This window comes from Priestia sp. JSM ZJ58 (genome assembly GCF_044383985.1).
GTDB classification, from domain to species: domain Bacteria; phylum Bacillota; class Bacilli; order Bacillales; family Bacillaceae_H; genus Priestia; species Priestia zanthoxyli.
Genome location: NZ_JBISEM010000001.1, coordinates 1,412,127 through 1,429,597, shown reverse-complemented (window position 1 = coordinate 1,429,597; position 17,471 = coordinate 1,412,127). Strand labels below are relative to the sequence as shown.

Annotated in this window: 19 protein-coding genes; 5 read left to right on the top strand and 14 right to left on the bottom strand. The window is 37.7% G+C overall.

Going from position 1 to position 17,471, the window contains the following annotated elements; translation table 11 throughout:
• Positions 1-232 precede the first annotated feature (232 nt).
• Positions 233-436 carry a YjcZ family sporulation protein gene (locus ACH6EI_RS07470; RefSeq protein ID WP_375164330.1) on the top strand — a complete coding sequence of 68 codons (204 nt, stop codon included), beginning with the start codon at positions 233-235 and terminating at the stop codon, positions 434-436.
• A 57-nt stretch (positions 437-493) separates the two neighbouring features.
• On the opposite strand, the gene ACH6EI_RS07465 is transcribed toward ACH6EI_RS07470, so the two are convergent.
• The 4 genes from ACH6EI_RS07465 to ACH6EI_RS07450 form a co-directional block, all read right to left on the bottom strand.
• Positions 494-1,471, bottom strand: a complete 978-nt coding sequence (locus ACH6EI_RS07465) for a ring-cleaving dioxygenase (protein ID WP_028414610.1) — start codon at positions 1,469-1,471, stop codon at positions 494-496.
• A gap of 211 nt (positions 1,472-1,682) precedes the next feature.
• The gene (locus ACH6EI_RS07460; protein WP_099331172.1) at positions 1,683-2,306 is read right to left on the bottom strand and encodes an FMN-binding negative transcriptional regulator; all 624 of its coding nucleotides are present in this window, start codon (positions 2,304-2,306) and stop codon (positions 1,683-1,685) included.
• Positions 2,307-2,579: 273 nt separating this feature from the next.
• A complete protein-coding gene (locus tag ACH6EI_RS07455; protein ID WP_098999213.1) occupies positions 2,580-2,957 on the bottom strand; it encodes a hypothetical protein in 378 nt (125 codons plus the stop codon).
• 23 nt (positions 2,958-2,980) lie between these two features.
• The gene (locus ACH6EI_RS07450) at positions 2,981-3,154 is read right to left on the bottom strand and encodes a glycine zipper domain-containing protein (RefSeq protein ID WP_167387325.1); all 174 of its coding nucleotides are present in this window, start codon (positions 3,152-3,154) and stop codon (positions 2,981-2,983) included.
• 293 nt (positions 3,155-3,447) lie between these two features.
• Between ACH6EI_RS07450 and ACH6EI_RS07445 the strand changes: the two genes are divergently transcribed.
• Positions 3,448-4,020 (top strand): CBO0543 family protein, encoded by a 573-nt coding sequence (locus tag ACH6EI_RS07445; protein WP_098999212.1) that lies wholly within the window; start codon positions 3,448-3,450, stop codon positions 4,018-4,020.
• Positions 4,021-4,196: 176 nt separating this feature from the next.
• On the opposite strand, the gene phaZ is transcribed toward ACH6EI_RS07445, so the two are convergent.
• From phaZ to ACH6EI_RS07430, 3 genes are all read right to left on the bottom strand, one after another.
• Positions 4,197-5,093, bottom strand: a complete 897-nt coding sequence (phaZ, locus tag ACH6EI_RS07440) for an intracellular short-chain-length polyhydroxyalkanoate depolymerase (protein ID WP_028414614.1) — start codon at positions 5,091-5,093, stop codon at positions 4,197-4,199.
• A gap of 207 nt (positions 5,094-5,300) precedes the next feature.
• Positions 5,301-5,492 carry a hypothetical protein gene (locus tag ACH6EI_RS07435; RefSeq protein ID WP_013058089.1) on the bottom strand — a complete coding sequence of 64 codons (192 nt, stop codon included), beginning with the start codon at positions 5,490-5,492 and terminating at the stop codon, positions 5,301-5,303.
• Between the two features lie 89 nt (positions 5,493-5,581).
• Positions 5,582-6,112 carry an ECF transporter S component gene (locus tag ACH6EI_RS07430; RefSeq protein WP_028414615.1) on the bottom strand — a complete coding sequence of 177 codons (531 nt, stop codon included), beginning with the start codon at positions 6,110-6,112 and terminating at the stop codon, positions 5,582-5,584.
• A 421-nt stretch (positions 6,113-6,533) separates the two neighbouring features.
• On the opposite strand from ACH6EI_RS07430, the gene ACH6EI_RS07425 reads away from it, so the two are divergent.
• On the top strand, positions 6,534-7,037 hold the full coding sequence (locus tag ACH6EI_RS07425; RefSeq protein ID WP_028414616.1) for a YehS family protein: 504 nt from the start codon (positions 6,534-6,536) through the stop codon (positions 7,035-7,037).
• Between the two features lies 1 nt (position 7,038).
• Positions 7,039-7,746, top strand: a complete 708-nt coding sequence (locus ACH6EI_RS07420; RefSeq protein WP_028414617.1) for a M48 family metallopeptidase — start codon at positions 7,039-7,041, stop codon at positions 7,744-7,746.
• A gap of 53 nt (positions 7,747-7,799) precedes the next feature.
• On the opposite strand, the gene fbp is transcribed toward ACH6EI_RS07420, so the two are convergent.
• Positions 7,800-9,728 carry a fructose-1,6-bisphosphatase gene (gene fbp, locus ACH6EI_RS07415; protein ID WP_098999211.1) on the bottom strand — a complete coding sequence of 643 codons (1,929 nt, stop codon included), beginning with the start codon at positions 9,726-9,728 and terminating at the stop codon, positions 7,800-7,802.
• Between the two features lie 867 nt (positions 9,729-10,595).
• Positions 10,596-11,471, bottom strand: a complete 876-nt coding sequence (locus ACH6EI_RS07410; RefSeq protein ID WP_013058095.1) for a YitT family protein — start codon at positions 11,469-11,471, stop codon at positions 10,596-10,598.
• A 289-nt stretch (positions 11,472-11,760) separates the two neighbouring features.
• Between ACH6EI_RS07410 and ACH6EI_RS07405 the strand changes: the two genes are divergently transcribed.
• A complete protein-coding gene (locus tag ACH6EI_RS07405) occupies positions 11,761-11,961 on the top strand; it encodes a cold-shock protein (protein WP_025908891.1) in 201 nt (66 codons plus the stop codon).
• A gap of 197 nt (positions 11,962-12,158) precedes the next feature.
• Here ACH6EI_RS07405 and ACH6EI_RS07400 read toward each other — a convergent pair whose 3' ends face one another.
• From ACH6EI_RS07400 to ACH6EI_RS07380, 5 genes are all read right to left on the bottom strand, one after another.
• Positions 12,159-12,332, bottom strand: a complete 174-nt coding sequence (locus ACH6EI_RS07400; protein ID WP_014459100.1) for a hypothetical protein — start codon at positions 12,330-12,332, stop codon at positions 12,159-12,161.
• Between the two features lie 207 nt (positions 12,333-12,539).
• Complete coding sequence (locus ACH6EI_RS07395; protein ID WP_013056405.1) at positions 12,540-12,743, bottom strand: cold-shock protein; 204 nt, start codon at positions 12,741-12,743, stop codon at positions 12,540-12,542.
• Between the two features lie 295 nt (positions 12,744-13,038).
• The gene (locus ACH6EI_RS07390; RefSeq protein WP_028414619.1) at positions 13,039-14,442 is read right to left on the bottom strand and encodes an MFS transporter; all 1,404 of its coding nucleotides are present in this window, start codon (positions 14,440-14,442) and stop codon (positions 13,039-13,041) included.
• A 796-nt stretch (positions 14,443-15,238) separates the two neighbouring features.
• Positions 15,239-16,453, bottom strand: a complete 1,215-nt coding sequence (locus ACH6EI_RS07385) for a threonine synthase (protein WP_099331173.1) — start codon at positions 16,451-16,453, stop codon at positions 15,239-15,241.
• Positions 16,454-16,822: 369 nt separating this feature from the next.
• Entirely contained in the window at positions 16,823-17,470 is a 648-nt protein-coding gene (locus ACH6EI_RS07380; RefSeq protein ID WP_099331174.1) for an MOSC domain-containing protein, read from the bottom strand.
• Position 17,471: the final 1 nt, after the last annotated feature.

The following is a 17,471-nucleotide window of genomic DNA, read 5'->3' as shown; positions in this document are numbered from 1 at the left end:
ACTTATAAGGCCACAAGCATTGTAAAACTAAGTTCAACATTTCCATTCACCATAAAATATAGTTAATCAACCATAATTGGGCTGTGAATAAGCTTCATATGAGGACCTTCGAACATATGAATAAGTTATCAAAGCTTTATAAAAGTTTTATAAATGAAGGGAAGATATTAAAATGCATAATAACGTAAACGCACCTTTTAGTTCTAATGAAAATATGCCGTTCTCACCTGCTATGGCTCACCACGGCTATGCTGCTCCTGCTTATGACCATATGATTCCACACTGCGGATATACAATGCCGGACTATGGATATATGGAATGTGGATATAGCGTTCCTTGCCACAGAGGTAATGGTTTTGCCATTATCATCGTACTGTTTATTTTACTCATTATTATTGGTGCATGTGGTTTCGGTTTCCATCACGATGATTGTTAACCTAAAAAACTCCAGTATAAATACTGGAGTTTTTTCATGTCTTAATCGCTGCAAACCCTATAGCGTTTCGTCCAAATCTAGCGGTCTCAGCTTCTCTTCAATTTCTTTGCGCTTCGGCTCTAAAAATGGGGGCAGCGCTAGTGTTTGACCCATCGTTTCAAGCGGTTCATCGGTCGCAAATCCAGGTGTGTCCGTTGATAATTCAAATAAAATGCCGTTTGGTTCTCTGAAATAAAGTGCTTTAAAATAGTATCGCTCTACTTTACCGGAATTCGGCAGACTGTTTTCATTTAATCGAGTTGCCCACTTATTGTATTCTTCTTCATTTGGCACACGGAAGGCAACGTGATGAACGCCACCGCGCCCTAAGCGAACTTTCGGCAAATCGGGTCTCGTTTCAATATGAACTTCGGCTCCGCTTCCGCCTTCACCCGTTGCATAAACCAAAATATCCTTTTGATTTTCTGCAAAAGATGGATAAGAACCTACATAGCGAAATCCCATAATGTTTGTTAGTACACCGACTGTTGGTTCTGCCGTGCCCACCGTTAGCGTGACCGGTCCTAAGCCGATGATCGCATGTTCTAACGGAATGTCTTCGCGCTTCCACGGCACGCCTGCTCTTACACCTTTTTCACCGTTGTCCGCGACAAGAAGCAAACGTGTACCTTCGTAATCTTTAAATGCTAATGTATCACGATTAGCTCGTTTAGCTATTTCTTCATATTCCACTCCGTGCTGCTCGAAGCGTTCTTTCCAAAAGTGTAGAGAATCCGTACTTTTAACGCGAAGCGACACAGTCGAAATGTCAGATGCACCTTCATGTGTTCTTGCAAGCCCTGGAATATCAAAAAACGTTACTTCCGTTCCTGGGGTCCCTTCTCCATCTGCATAAAATAAGTGGTAAGACTGAGTGTTATCTTGATTCACCGTTTTTTTTACTAATCGCATGCCTAAAACTTTAGTGAAAAACTGATAGTTTTTCTCAGCTTTCCCCGTCAGAATAGATACATGATGCAACCCTAACAATTCCATCTGATCCGCCTCTTTTCATAATATATAAATTTTTTAACTCACGCTAAAATTATCTTTAATTTAATTATCTTTAATTAAAGATAATTTTAAAGGATATACAGCCTGTTTGTCAATAACAAGAAAATGTTGTGAACATAAAAAAGAAACTAAACACATAGTTAGTTTCTTTTTGGATTTAAGCTACCGAATAGATCATTCTTTCAACTAGCCCTTACTTTTTAAGCGCGCGCTGCACATTTTGTTTCATCAGGGCTGCAATTTTCTTTTCATTTTCACGCGACGTCTGCTCTAATTTTTCTATAACTAGCTGCTGTCTCTCTGCTGAATGATTTTGACTTATCTTTTGTTTGCCTTCCATTTTAGTGATATCGATTTTAAATCCAACGATTCCTTTACTTAAACCATTCATATAAGCAGGATCAACGTCATTTAGTGTATATGTACTGCTCGGACTTTCATATTTCTCCACCATCTTCCTCAGCAGCCCAAGCAGTTCTGCTGGTTCTTCAATCATTTTCATCGTTCCATACACGTGAACAGCTTCATAATTCCATGTTGGTACAGCTTGATTCGTTTCATACCAAGACGGTGAAATATAGCAGTGAGGCCCTTGAAACACAATCAAAATATCTTGATTTTCAGCATCTTTCCACTGCTGATTCGGACGAGCAAAATGTCCGTATAAAGCTTTTTCTTTCCGGTTTAACATCAGGGGCAAATGAGTAGCATAAGGCTTTTCGTTATGATACGAAAACAAAGTGGCGAATCCATTATCTTCAATAAAATCATACATGATTTGTTCATCATTCACTTTAAAATACTTTGGAATATACATCGGCGCTTCTCCTTTATCTCTTATTTAGTAAAAGATATAATACTATACGCGTTTGCAACAGCGTCAGTTATGAACTTTTTATGGAGGTCAGCAAACATTTAACCATTTATGAATCGATTTTTTAAGAAGTTTATGCTACACTGGTGCGATGTAAACCGCCGATTTTTTACATGTATTTATTTAGCACATGATGCAATTAGATAGCTGTTGGCTAAATAAAGCTCCCGGAACTCAAAAAAGAAGAGCTTGTTTAAAACAGCTCATTTCTCACGTTTATCTATACAATTGAGGATTTCTTTCTCGTTTGATAGGTCCGCCTTTGGCTATATGCCACTCAATGACGCGGTCGGTTAAACGATCGTATACGTCGTCTTCTAAGTACGGATCTTCTGCCGAAGTGAACAAGATGTGAACATCGGCTTTTATTTCGGCTAACATAGCTGCGCTGAATACGTCCGGGTCATTTAATACGTCTAGTATATATAGCACTAGCATCTCAAATCCGCCGTCCCAATTGGCATTTCCGTTGCCTTGAGCTTCACAGCGAAGCTTTTCAATGGCTCGGATGACCTCGCCTTCTACGATATCCGACTGCCCATTTCTCGGAACATAGTTTAACCATAGTTCTTTTGCTTCGTCAAAATATTTCATTCTGCACTCCTTTCTTCTGAACTTTATTCTTTTTTGTTTCTTTGATTCATCGTCGTTCCAAAAACAACGCCTAATGATGTCCCAATCGCAATACCAAACCCGATATTATCCATCAACATTCCAAGAGAAGCCCCCATTGCAACACCTAAACCTAATCCTACCCCTAGATAATCTGTCTTTTTCTTTTCTTCAGACAAAAAATCACTCCTTGTTGCTACTATTTTATTGATACCTTTTATACGTAAAAAACGCGCTAAAAGTTTCATAAAAATGGAAAAAAGCAGTTACTTTAACTGCTTTTTAGATAATTAGCTGATAAACGGCCTCTCCGAGCAGCAAAATCGACGTAAGCATGCAGATAAAACCGAATACATACATCGTTTTACGTGCAGAAAAATACAAACAACTCAACAGGGAAAGGTATCCAAACCTTAAGAAAAGGGCAGTTTAAAAATAAAAAACTTTTCTTACTTAAAAAGGATGGATCACGTTGACAACCAATCAAAAGGAATATCTTGAAAAAATACATAGTATACAGGAAGATCTCTCCAAAACGTGGGCTGAATATTGGCATCACTACTCCACTCCAGGCTCTTGGCAGTTTTGGGTGACCTTGGGCGCTTTTATTTTACCTTTAGTCATTCTCTATTTTTTTATTGATCGAAAAAAAGCCTTTCACTTAGGGTTTTATGGATTTAACGTGCACGTTTGGTTTTACTATAGTGACACCGCTGGAGTTTATAACGGGCTGTGGACGTATCCTTACCAAATCAACACAATCATACCCGTAAGCTTTAGCCTAGATGCTTCGCTTATTCCCGTTGCTTTTATGCTTCTCTACCAATGGACGATCAACCATCATAAAAATTATTATTTATATGCAACGGCTCTTTGTTTATTTTTTGCTTTTATTTTCAAACCATTATTAACAGGGATCGGCTTTTTCCAGCTGCATGAATGGGCTACTTACGGTTATTTATTTGTATTTTATCTCGGGGTGATAGTGCTATCAAAATGGATTACCAATCTGTTTCTTTATTTTGAAAAGCAGCATTCAATATGATAAGTGGCATCAATAAAAAACGTAAGCACCTTCAAAAGACCTTACGTTTTTTTGCTTATTTTCTTTACTAATTGTCAGCTTCCTCAAAAAACAGCTTTCTTTTCTTAATGTTAATTTAGAACATGCTGCATCTAGCAATAATAAAACTTCTGTTACTAAGGAGAATGGCAATTTTCCTAAGCCCTGCTTAACTTAGCGTTGTATAAGTCCATTAAACTGCTTAAATCATCTAACAACGGGCAGTGGCCTACACCTTTCATGATTTTTAACGTTGCATTTTCCCCTATGCCTTTTGCGATGTCAGATGCATCTCTTGTTGAAACCATCTTATCTTCATCTCCTTGAATAACCATAGTAGGAATCGTGATTTTTTCCACCTCTCCTGTTCCTTGAACAACCCCGTTAAAATCGTTTGAAATGTTAAATCTCATGAGTGCGTAATTGATATCAATTAAGTTGCGCTGCTTGATCGTTCCTTCTAAATACTTTTCAAATTGATCAGCAGACGGCTTATTTTTTGTATATAAAAATTGACGCAGCATCATTTTTAAAAACCATGTGTTTTTTGTTTCTTTCGCGTTTTCTACCATTCTAAATGCTTCTTTTACTTCTTCTTTGGTTTGTATAAAATTGTTAGGAATAGGCAGTTCTAGAAACGTTCTTCTTGGAATGGGATAGCCTTTGATGTTGACGGAGCTTAATAGGATTAAATTTTTGGCATCATTCGGATGATCAATCACATATTGCATAGCAACTGCTCCTCCTAATGACCACCCGCTTATTGTAAAAGCAGACAACTTTAAAGCATCTGCAAACAGTTTGACATCATCTGATAAGTCTTTGATTGTGTGGATAGGTGTATGATAAGTGGAGTCTCCAAACCCTCTTAGGTCGATGGCATAAGCTGTGATATGTTCTGGCAGTTCGTTCATTAACACATCCCAGTTAAGGGAAGAATTCATGTTTCCGTGAATTAACAAAAGCACCTCTTTTCCGCCTTTTTTCATTCGGTAATTTACTGTTTCTCCATTCGGTAATTCTACTTTTGCTTGTTCTAAAGCAGATACGGTCATCGCTATTTTCCTCTTTTCTTATATGATTAGAACGATAGCTATCTTTAATTTTTACATACCCTATTTATCTAGAGTTAAGCAGTTCAAAAGAAGTTGTACAAACACCAAGATGATTGTGCGTCATTCTATTTGCTAAAAAAAGCAGCCAAATACGCGATTCGGCTGCCTTTTTATTATGAAGAAATATACGAATGAGCAACAAGGCCATTACTTTTTCGGTGCGTCTAATGCTTGATAAGCAAGCTGATATTTCCCGCCTTCAGCCACTTCTGCATGGTAGAGAGCTTTAAGAGCAAAGTTTTTTTCAAGGCTGTGCTCTTTCATCAGTCCATTCAGCTTACCTTGCAGTTCCTGATTGTCTTTAATGAGCTGCTTCATCTGTGATTTTAGATATTTCATGGTGTTTTCCGCTCCTTTCACTTGATGAATATCTATCAAGTATATCACTTAAGGATAGGATAATGGTAAAACGACTTACGATTGACGGATTAAATTTGTACCGCTCTGTTCTTTAAGCGCCCTACAAGCGGAACGACAATGATACCGGCGATAACAACTTGCATCACATTGCCTGGTATAGAGCCAAGCGGAAGGATCCAGTTACCGTAAAGAATCACTTCGGCAAAATAGTAGCCCACGATTTTCACAATCAGCGCAGCAACAACTGCCAGTGTGTTGACAAGTGCTCTTTTACCAGGTGCTTTTTCAGAGATAAGACCTGCTAAAAAGCCCATAGCCCCTACAATAATAAACGTAAACGGTGCCCATGCTGTCCAGCCCGAGATCAGATCGAATAACCCCATTCCAAAAGCGCCGGCGATGGCTCCTGTTTTTTTACCGTAAATAAAGGCCGCTATAAAAAGAGGAACGTTGCCTAAATGGATGAGACCTCCGTTACCCATGATTGGAAGCTTTATGTTGATAAACATTGTCGCTACAAACGTCAGTGCGATAAAAAGCGCATGCATGGATAAAGCTTTGATTTTGGTTGATTCTCTTGGTGAGTATGTTGAATTCATCTGTTGACCTCTTTCTTTTTTTACTACTATCATACTCCTATTTGGATACTAAATAAATATGTAAAACTATTTATTTAGTAGGGTATATCATTCTAGCAGCACACAGAGATCCGCTAACTTCAAAAATTGTCCTATCTCTTCTTAAAAAATAAAGCTGCCTCTCCTTCCTTTAGCAGACTGCACCTCCTAATTTTTGTTATGGCAAAGTGTCTGTTCGGACATAATATGAGCAAATCGTTCTTTTTCAAGAGTTGACGAAGGCTGATAAATATGAGAAGTTATATGTTTGTAGAAATGAATGGAATAACTTAGAATTCCAGCGGAACCTGTTACTATCATTGTACTGATATTGACCAAGTCCGTTCAGATTGTGGCAGTCATAATTTTTACATACAGCAAGCAAGTTATAGGAGGAGCAAGAATGGATAATAACGATATTTTAATTAGATTACGATATGCCTTAGATTTAAAAAATACAGAAATGGTAGAGATCTTTACTCTTGGCGGAGTAGACGTAACAAAAGAAGACGTATTAAAAATCCTTACGAGAACACCGGATGAAGAAGACGAGGATGCAGTTCATGCGGACGATCATATACCGTGCACGAACAGTATGTTAGATTCTTTTTTAAACGGTTTTATTACCTTTAAAAGAGGAAAACAAGATCCTAAATCAGGGCAAGCACCTCCAGCGCCGGTTCAGAGCAATCAAAATATGTATAACGTCTTATTAAAGAAAGTGAAAATCGCTTTATCCCTAACAAGTGAAGAGATGTTAGAAGTATTTGATGACGGTGGAATACGTGTATCTAAAGCAGAATTAGGTGCTTTATTACGAAAAAAAGGCCATAAAAATTACAAACCGTGCAAAGAGAATTTTGCTCGAAAATTCCTAAGAGGCTTAACCGTACAATATAGAGGATAACATGATACACACTTTTTCAAATCAGAGTATCCATTATGAAATACGATATAAAAACCGAAGTTCTTTTGCAATTAAAGTAGACGGATACGGAACGGTCGAAGTCCTTGCTCCTAAAGGAACGTCTACTGAACAAGTACGTATGTTATTAGAGAACAACTGGGCATTGATTCAGCAAAAAATAAATGAAATGAAAGATAGAACGCATGGACCCAAGAAAAAAGTCTATGAACACGGAGAAAGCTTTTTATATGTAGGAAAAAACTATCCGATACAAATTCATCACGATTCGACCATTCCAAAGGATTCTGTAGTGTTTGAAGCGAACACGCTTCAGATTTATGTCAATCAGCACGACGATGAAGCGATAAAACAAGCGCTCAAACGTTTTTACTATCAACAATGTAAAGCGCTCGTAACCAAAAGTATCTCCTCCTATCAAAAACATTTTAAAACAAAGCCGCGATCCATCTCGATTTCCGATAGCAAAAAAGCGTGGGGCACGTGTGATTCTAAGCGTCAGCTAACCTTCAACTGGCGGCTGGCAATGGCACCGCAGCACGTCATTGATTACGTAGTCGTTCATGAAATGTGCCACATGGTTCACATGAATCATGATCGGTCCTTTTGGCGTCTTGTCGGGAAAATTATGCCCGATTATCGTGAACAAGAGCACTGGCTGGAAATGTCGAGCTGGGAAATGACGGTGTAGTGGCTACATAAAAAAGAGCAGAAGCCCCGGGGCATACTGCTCTTTTTTTATCTTTAACTATAGCGATATTTTCTTAAATCTTTTAAAATCGAAATTTCTTTTAACAATTCTTCTCCGACATTTGTTTCTAAAACCATTTTTCTTTCTAGTTCTTTATCGACCAATCGCTTTACGGATAAGACGTCCGTTCCTTCTAATAAAATATCTTCTTTTGAATTAAAGTGTTTGTGAGCAACTAGCTGCATGCCGTAAGAATTATATAATAATGTATATCCAGCGATACCTGTTGTGGATTGATACGCTTTTGAAAAACCGCCGTCAATAACAATCATCTTTCCATTTGCTTTGACCGGGTTTTCTCCTTCGATTTCTTTGACAGGCGTATGACCATTAATAATATGACCGTGATCAGGATTCAGATTAAATTCTGCGAGGATGTTTTGGCAGACTTCCTCATTTTCCCGTAAATAGTAGTATGGATTTTTCTTCTCTTTATGCGTTGCTTTATCACTGATAAAATATCGTTCAAACGTCGTCATGGCGCGTTTCCCAAAGAGTGATGAATATTCTCCTGTCCATAGGTACCAGACCATATCTGTTGCCAAATCATCCGTTTCTTCAGGGTGCGCAAAAGCCTCCTGTAAATAATGTTCAAACACATCAAGCAAGTTACGGCCTGCATACGTTTTATCTTCTATCGTCATTTTTTCCATGTTTCCTTCTTCATCTAAAGGAATGCAGCCGTGTATTAATAAGTTTCCGTTGTATTTCAAATAAAGGCTGCCTTTTTTCATAAGAAACTTCATATGTCTCGCCAGCTTTTCCGAATGCTGCACGGAAAGCAGCAGTCTTTCCATTACCTGCTCTTCTTCTTCTAATAGCTGATCAGGCTGCGCCGGATCCACCGTTGCAAAGCAGCGGTTTTCTAGCGGATATGTGTTTCCGTATATCGTAATTTCATTTTTATCATAATCAATTTTTTCAAGCAGCAGCCTTTCTGACATATTAAAGAAAGGACGTCTTTTTATAATCGGACTTTCAAGCTTGAACTGAATCATCGCAATGGCCTGATGAATTTTCGTGATTTGTAGTCGCTCGTGATCGGATAGCTTGTCACTCGAGCTTACTTTTGGTCTAAAAGCAGGATTATCATCATAGTATTTCTCCGCCAAGTTAAGCAGCGGTCTCAGGTTAATGCCATATACGTCTTCAATAATATCTAGATTGTCGTATCTCGCGCAGATCCGAATAATATTGGCAAGACACACTTTCGAGCCCGCAAAAGCGCCTAGCCATAGCACATCGTGGTTTCCCCACTGAATATCAACGGAGTGATAGTTAATCAGCGTATCCATAATTTTATCCGGTTCAGGTCCACGATCATAAATATCCCCTACTACGTGCAGATGGTCCACAACCAATCTTTGCGTCGTATAAGCTAGCCCTATAATAAGCTTATCGGCTTGCCCTAAAGAAATAATCTGCTGAACAATCTTTGTATAGTACTGTTCTTTATTTGTAAATTCATCGGTTTTATATAGCAGCTCTTCAATAATGTACACAAATTGATCCGGCAATGCTTTACGCAGTTTAGAGCGCGTGTATTTAGAAGAAGCGTACGAGATGAGATTAAGCATACGATCGATGATTTCTTTATACCACTCATATAGTTCTCGTTTGTTTCGAAACTGCGCTTTAATCAACGGTAATTTTTCTTCAGGATAATACACTAATGTCGCAAATTCATTGATTTCTTTGTCAGATAATACATTTTTAAAAAGGTCTTTGATTTTCTCTTTTACATTTCCTGAACCATTTCGCAGCACGTGCTGAAAAGCTTGATACTCGCCGTGTAAATCACTGACAAAATGTTCAGTCCCCTTTGGCAGATGAAGAATAGCTTCAAGGTTAATAATTTCGGTTACCACTTTTTCTTCCGTATCATACTTTTGTGCAAGTAAATCTAGATATTTTGTGTTCAAAACTATGTATCCCCTTTCAACGTTCACCATTTAGTACAATCACTCATCAAGCTTGTGATTATGATGTTAAATACCTTTTATTTAACTCTTCTCTTTTCTCTCCACGCCTCACCCCTTTATTTTAACCTATTTTACGTATGGGTAAAATGGTATAAAGTCTATTTGTCTATAAAGATTAACCAGTCTTGCCCCCTTGAAGATGATAGCTAGCTGGTAACAAAAAAAACCTGCTGATCTTAGTCAGCAGGTTCGATACATATGAAAGAAGCGCACATAATTAAGAAAGTTTACTCCGACCTCTATACAATAGCAGAGTTTTTCTTCCCTCGCTGTGAGAAAACGCACAGCGCCAAGTCCTTGGTGGTGGTACGATAAAGATGACCTTTCTGAGACAGGAAAAGTCATCCTTTGTATGATATAAGAATCATCATTCTGTTGAATCTCTGTTCTTCTACGTTCAGAGATTTTTTCTGTTGGCTTTGTTAAGTACAGCACGAGAGGAAAGTGAATACAAATACATATGGTACACGTAGGCTATCTGAGTCTGCTGTTTGACGGCGGAAGAAGTTGCATGTGGCTTTTCCGAGTAACAATTGCTTCTATTATAATATGGAACGCTGTTGTCAAATTTCCAAAGAAGAAATACAAAGGAAAAATCATTACGTGAATGTCTGCAGGTACCCTATCTACTTTAACTCTGACCGTCTCATTTTTTGAGCATATCCGATTTTAAAACCCTCCGCTCAGCATGTGGATTTTACGATATAAAAAAGCAGCGGATGTAAAACATCACGCTGCTTTTTCTTATCTCTACACGCCTAAGTAAAAAAGGATGTGGTAGAGTGTTCTTACAATGTATTGATGATGTTAGTGAATATTATTCTTTCGGAAATTACCGCCTTTAACTTCGGCTACGTCATATACCGTAACAAAAGCCGTCGGGTCAATTTCATTAATAATTTCTTTCATTTTGCTTTCTTCCAAGCGGTTGATTACACATGTGATTTCCTTGAATTTCTCATGGGAGTATCCGCCGTAAGCTTCTTTATATGTAGCGCTTCGACCTAAACGATCACGTATTGTCTCTACCATTAACGCAGGCTGAGAAGTGATAATTTGGAAGGTTTTCGATCCGCTTAGACCTACTTCTACGATGTGAATAACTTTGGATGCAATAAAGTATGCAATTGCAGAAAGAATCGCGCCTTGCAGACCAAATACTAGTGAAACAAAAATAAAGACAAACGCATTTAAGAACAAAATAAGATCACTTGTTCCAAACGGCAATTTTCGAGAAAGCAGTACAGCTAGCATATCGATGCCATCTAGCGCGCCGCCATTACGCAGTGCAATTCCCATTCCAAAACCAAGGATAATACCGCCGACAACGGTTACGAGTAGTGTATCTCCTTCAATAATCGCTGGAGTATGATGCATGAGGCTTGTACCAACAGCTAGTGAGACGATTCCGAGGATGGAAAATATAGCAAAACTTTTCCCGATTTGTTGATATCCTAACCATACAAAAGGAATATTAATAACGGCAATGAGAACTCCTAGTGGTAAGCCAAATAGGTTTGACGCAACGATACTAATGCCTGTTACTCCTCCATCTGAGACGTGGTTTGGAATTAAGACAGTTTCTAAGCCGTAAGCTGCAATAATCCCTCCGATAATGACCATTAGTGCTCGGAAAGCAATTTTTAGCCGCTTAGGCCTGTGGTGTTTTTTAGTTGTGTTCATATAATTCCTCGCTTTTAAATGTTTTTTACTATTTAAGTGTACCACAAACATTCTCTTTATTTGAACTGAGGAGGCTTACGTATCGGTTTTTAGCTCACATAGTGCAAAATAGACAAAGGATAACTTCTAGCTGTACAGACTCTATCCTTGCAATACGTCATCATTTCTGTTAAGTTTAAGGAGAATTATTTTTGTTCGGTAAAGATTGATAAGTTACATAACTTTCGTCTATAGATTTGAGCAAGGATAGTAACACAATGTGTGCGTGTCACACTAGGAGGCAACAATTATGGAACAAGGTAAAGTAAAATGGTTTAACGCAGAAAAAGGTTTTGGATTCATCGAACGCGAAAACGGAGACGATGTATTTGTACATTTCTCAGCAATCCAAAGCGAAGGCTTCAAATCTTTAGACGAAGGTCAAGCAGTTACATTTGAAGTAGAACAAGGTCAACGCGGCCCTCAAGCTACTAACGTTCAAAAAGCGTAATCCGTCATAAATAGAAAAAGACAGACTCCATGGAGTCTGTCTTTTTCATTACTTTGAAAATGTAATAATAAAACCCTATCCACTGAGGAATAGGGCTTATTAATACAAAAATAGTAATCGGTAATACAAATGGTAAACTCAGTATAGCATAGTATTGGCGGAATCCAAACTATAAATCAATATTTCTTCATGAATAATTATGATTCGTGCTTCATTAACTCTTCTTCAAAGAAAAATGTACTGGGATATTTATCAACTGTATAAGAATATCTTTTCATATTTTTCACATAATGACTTTTTAAGATGATCACTATTTCATTAGATGCTTTTATACTTACTGTTTCTCCATTAGCAAATAAGCTTATACTCATATCCTTCATCCTCTCTCATATCAAAAACAAGCAAATTTTTAACTTTATTTATCGGGAAATATAATGTGCATCTTATATTTGAGACGTTATCAGCATTCTGATAGTCGGCAATCTTTTCCAACGGCTAGTCCAGCGAAGATTTCTTTTTTAATTATTAAAATCCAAAGCAAAAAGACCCCTATGTGGAGTCTTTTTACGTTGGATTAATTATGCTACTTTATGAACGTTAGCAGCTTGTGCTCCGCGTTGACCTTGTTCAATGTCAAACGTTACTTTTTGACCTTCTTCTAACGATTTAAAGCCTTCACCTTGAATAGAGCTGAAATGTACGAATACATCGTCTCCGCCTTCAATTTCGATAAAGCCGAAGCCTTTGTCTGCATTAAACCATTTCACTGTACCTTGTTCCATAATAGTGCCTCCTGGTGTGGAATACTCCACGGTTGTATTACTACCCTTGTCCAACCATACTATCTTAAGATAAAAAATTCTATTGAAGAGATTTCTCTTCTCTCAATCCTATACCGAACAAAAATAATTAATTTAATCGTAACATACGGAACCGCAGATAGCAAATACAGGAAATGGAATAAATCATCGAACGATAAAAAGAGCCTTCTCTTTGTAGCTCTATACAAAGAGAAGGCTCTTTTTGAGTGTTCCTATTTTACGCAGCAGTGAATGTAGCAGCTGCTTATTACTTACTTTATTTTTCTGTTTGCTCTGTGTTCCACCATAATGAATCTTTTGGATTTTCAACTGCTTCATTGTACTCAGACTTAGAAGCAACTGTAGGGTATGAACCTTTGAGTGATTTTCCTGCCGTGTTCGCAAACAGGAACAAGATTACGAAAAATCCGATGATGCTCACAATCGTTAAATAGAACGCTGGAGCTAAGTGATTGCCCGTTGCGTGAACTAACCATGTCGCAACTAATGGCGTCGTTCCACCAAAGATAGAAACTGAAACATTAAACGTAATCGCTAATGTTCGGTAGCGAATATCTGTGTAGAACATCGTTGGCAGCGTTCCTGGCATTGTTCCTTCATACGTAGCAAGTAAAACACCTAGAATAAGAATACCGATTGAAATAAAAACCAAACCATTTAAGTTGATTAAATAGAACGAAAAGGCTGACAGTAAGCTCAATCCGCCTAAACCGATTAAGAAAACTTTCTTGTTTCCGATTTTATCGCTCAATTTTCCAAACATAAGAGCAAGCGGCACCATTAAAATCATAACTGCCGTAATTAATACCGTACCAACTGTGTTTGATAAACCAATAATTTCATTCAAATAAGAAGGCATGTACGATAATAGCATATAGTTTGTAATGTTAAAGAAAGCCACGGCTACGAAACAAACAAACACATCTTTTTTGTGATTTTTTAAAATAGAGAGGAAGCTTTCTTCTTCAACTTCGTCTTCGTTGGAAAGTTCATTTTCAAAAATAGGTGTTTCCCCTAAACTTCTTCGTAAATAAAAACCAATAAGTCCTAAAGGCAATCCTAATAAGAAGGGAATTCTCCAGCCCCATGAGGCCATCTGTTTATCCGAGAGAACAAAAAACAGTAAGCTGGCTAGCAGTGAAGCAAGAATATAGCCAACAAGTGTACCGATTTCTAGTCCACTTCCAAGCACATTTCGCTTATTGTCTGGAGACGATTCTGCAATATACACCATCGCACCAGCATATTCACCACCCGTTGAAAAACCTTGAATGATTCGTGCAATTAATAAAAGGATGGGTGCCCATATACCGATTTGATCATATGTAGGTAACAACCCAATGAGTAATGTGGAAAAGGCCATTAAAATAATGGTGGTGGTTAAAACGACTTTCCTTCCTAACTTGTCTCCAATTTTACCGAATATAACACCGCCTAATGGACGCATTAAAAAGGCAATCGCAAATGTGGCAAATGTGAACACTAATTTGAGCTGATCATTTTCAACTGCACTAAAAAAGTTTTGACTAATAATAACGGCTAAATATGAGTACAAGCCAAAGTCAAACCATTCCATCGCGTTTCCTACTCCTGTAGCAAAGACGCTTTTTTTAGCTTTGTCAATATCTACGACGTTAATTTTTTTCTTGTTAAACTTCATTTCATCACGTCACCTCCGCGGTATACGATTATACAAGACTGAGTAGTAAAGTCAAATTTGACTTACTGTAATTCACACGTAACTGTCTTGGAACACTACTTATTTTTAAGTAAAAAACAAAAAATATTCATCTGGCGGTAAATATAAAAAAGGTTGCTGCTAAAGGGGTTAGAGCAAAAAAAAATGCTAAAGAATAATCGTTGATAAAGAAATTAATTAAAAATAAAATAATTTTTTATTTCAACGTACAATTCACGGATCATAATTTCCACTCAGATCACCTGACAATTATTGTCACAACCCATTAGATACAAGCTTCATTTTTGCAATGAATACACGGTTTTCATTACGAAAATTATGTAAACTTAGTAATAAATTATAAAGCTCGTTCTAATAATTGTAACAGTGTATGATTCTGCCCTTAGAACAAAATTTCAAGAGTTGGCTGGGTTCGGGGGATAAAAATTCAGCTCCTTTCTCCCTATCGTGGTTCGTGGCTTCATGGAAGTTTTCTACCGTAAAAGCAAACTGGTTTACAGCGCTGCTTTTGTCATATTCTTCAAGCTTTGTAATATGCTCGCTCAACCTCCTCACCAAGCTGTTTTTCCAAATTGAAAGATATCCTCTTTCTTCTCTTAGATACCCTCTAAGACAAACTTTAAACCTACATTTACTCATATAGTTTTGAACATAAAGATTCACACTTATTACAATTATTTACATTAAATAAGTGTGAGTGTGCGATGACATAAAAAATAGACCTCCACTTAGGCGGAGATCTATTTTTTCACTTGCTTTATTTTTTAGTAAGGCTGCCATTTCGCTCTAAAATTGGTACTTCAATATCTACCGTGTTTGGATATTTAACTCCAAGCCCTGTATTTAAAGCAACAACCGTTTCGTTTTCTTTAATCCAGCCTTCTTCTCTTAAACGGCGTGCAGCTAAGAATGTAGCAGCACCTTCAGGACAAATGAACGAACCTTCAAGCTGCGCAACCTTTTTTTGTTCCTCCACAATCTTATCTTCGTCCACCGCAATCGCGCATCCATTTGTATTGTAGACTGCTTCTAAAACAAGAAAGTCCCCGATTGCTTTTGGTACGTTGATACCAAAGGCAATGGTTGAAGAATCCGGCCAAAATTCAGATTCTTGTTTTCGTTCATTCCATGCTTTTACAATAGGCGCGCAGTTTTCAGCTTGTACCGCAACTAAACGAGGAAGATCACCTTTAATCCAGCCAAGCTCTTTTAATTCATTTAACGCTTTATAGATTCCAATTAAGCCAACGCCTCCTCCTGTTGGATATAAAATCACATCAGGAAGATTCCAAGAAAACTGTTCAGCAATTTCTAAGCCCATTGTTTTTTTACCTTCGATTCGGTACGGTTCTTTAAGCGTAGAAGCGTCATAAAGACCCCATGCTTTAATAGCCTCGCCGACAATTTTACCCGCATCGCTGATGAGTCCATCGACTAAGTAAAGTTCAGCTCCAGCAACAGCACACTCATTTCGTGTAATAACAGGCGCATCTTTTGGCATGACAACGGTTGCTTTTATGTCAGCGCGTGACGAATACAGTGACCAAGCAGCTCCTGCGTTGCCATTTGTAGGCATCGCTAACTGTTCAACGCCAAGTTCTTTTGCTTTTGACACCCCTACAGCGGCGCCTCTAGCTTTAAATGATCCCGTTGGAATAATGCCTTCATCTTTCATATATAAGTTTGGAATGTTCATTTCTTTCCCTAGCTTAGGCATTTTTATAAGCGGAGTCATCCCTTCACCTAAGGACACGACGTTTTTTGGATCTTCTACTGGAAGCAGCTCATGATATCTCCATAAATTTGGTTCTCTGCTTTGAACAGCTTCTGGAGTCAAGTTAGCTTTCAATCTCTCTAAATCATACGCTACCAATAGCGGTGAGCCACATTCACATAATTGATGTTTTTCTTTTGGACTATATTCTTTTTTGCATTTAGGACAATATAAGTGAGAAACATAACTAAACGGCATCATACACACTCCTTTAAATTCTGTAAACATACTACCCTATATACATTATAATTTATATTATTTTTATCAGAATTGTAAGGTATGATTTACCCATCATTTTATTGAATATTTTAAAAAGCATAAAATCCTATTAAATTAAGATTTTATGCTTTTTCCTACGTTGTTTATATTACTTTTTTAGAATTAACCTCAGTAAATTTAAATAAAAATGCGAAAAAGAAACGCACTTCACACTTTAAATATAGGAATAATTATTTTAGTGTGTTAAAAAGCGACTTGAAGGAGGTAACGAAGGGCAGTGAGTGCACTTTCGATGCTGAACAAACGTAATAATAGAATGTACACTTATATAAAACTCCACCTTCACTATTATTCAGAACGAAACTGCTTCAATAAGACCTCTCTTAAACTAGTAGACAAGGCCTCTGCTTGCAGAACTCTATCCAGCTTCTCTTTATTAAACCGGTCTTTGAATTTTACGTCGTTAACTGTTGCTATAGACACTTTGTTCGGATCTTTTTCAAGCAGGATCAACTCATCTCTCACGGAGACGATGCCTTCTTTCAAAACGCGAAATAAAAACCCTGTATAGCCCGTGTCTCTCATTTTCACGACGATATCCGGCACTTCGTATTTTGCAGCAAGCTTGTAACAAGGATTTCTAGGTTCAGATACTTGAATAATAGCCTCACCAAATGCAAATATATCCCCGACGTGCGCGTTTCTTTCTGTTAATCCAACGGTTGTGATGTTTTCTCCAAACAACGCGGTTTTAACAGGGTTTTGGATGATGTTATTCCAGTATTCATAATAATCATAAGGATACAGACATAGCGCTTTGTCCACTCCTCCATGATCTTTGTACGCCTGTTTGTCACCTTCTAGCCCCAACTTACTTAAAAAGACGGGTTCATCTGCTGCTGTTTTTCTAATAGCTGATTGAAACGTTCGTTTTCCATATGTAAGTGTTTCAATTTTTCCGTAGTTAAGCGACTGAACTTGATAGTGATCTGCCATA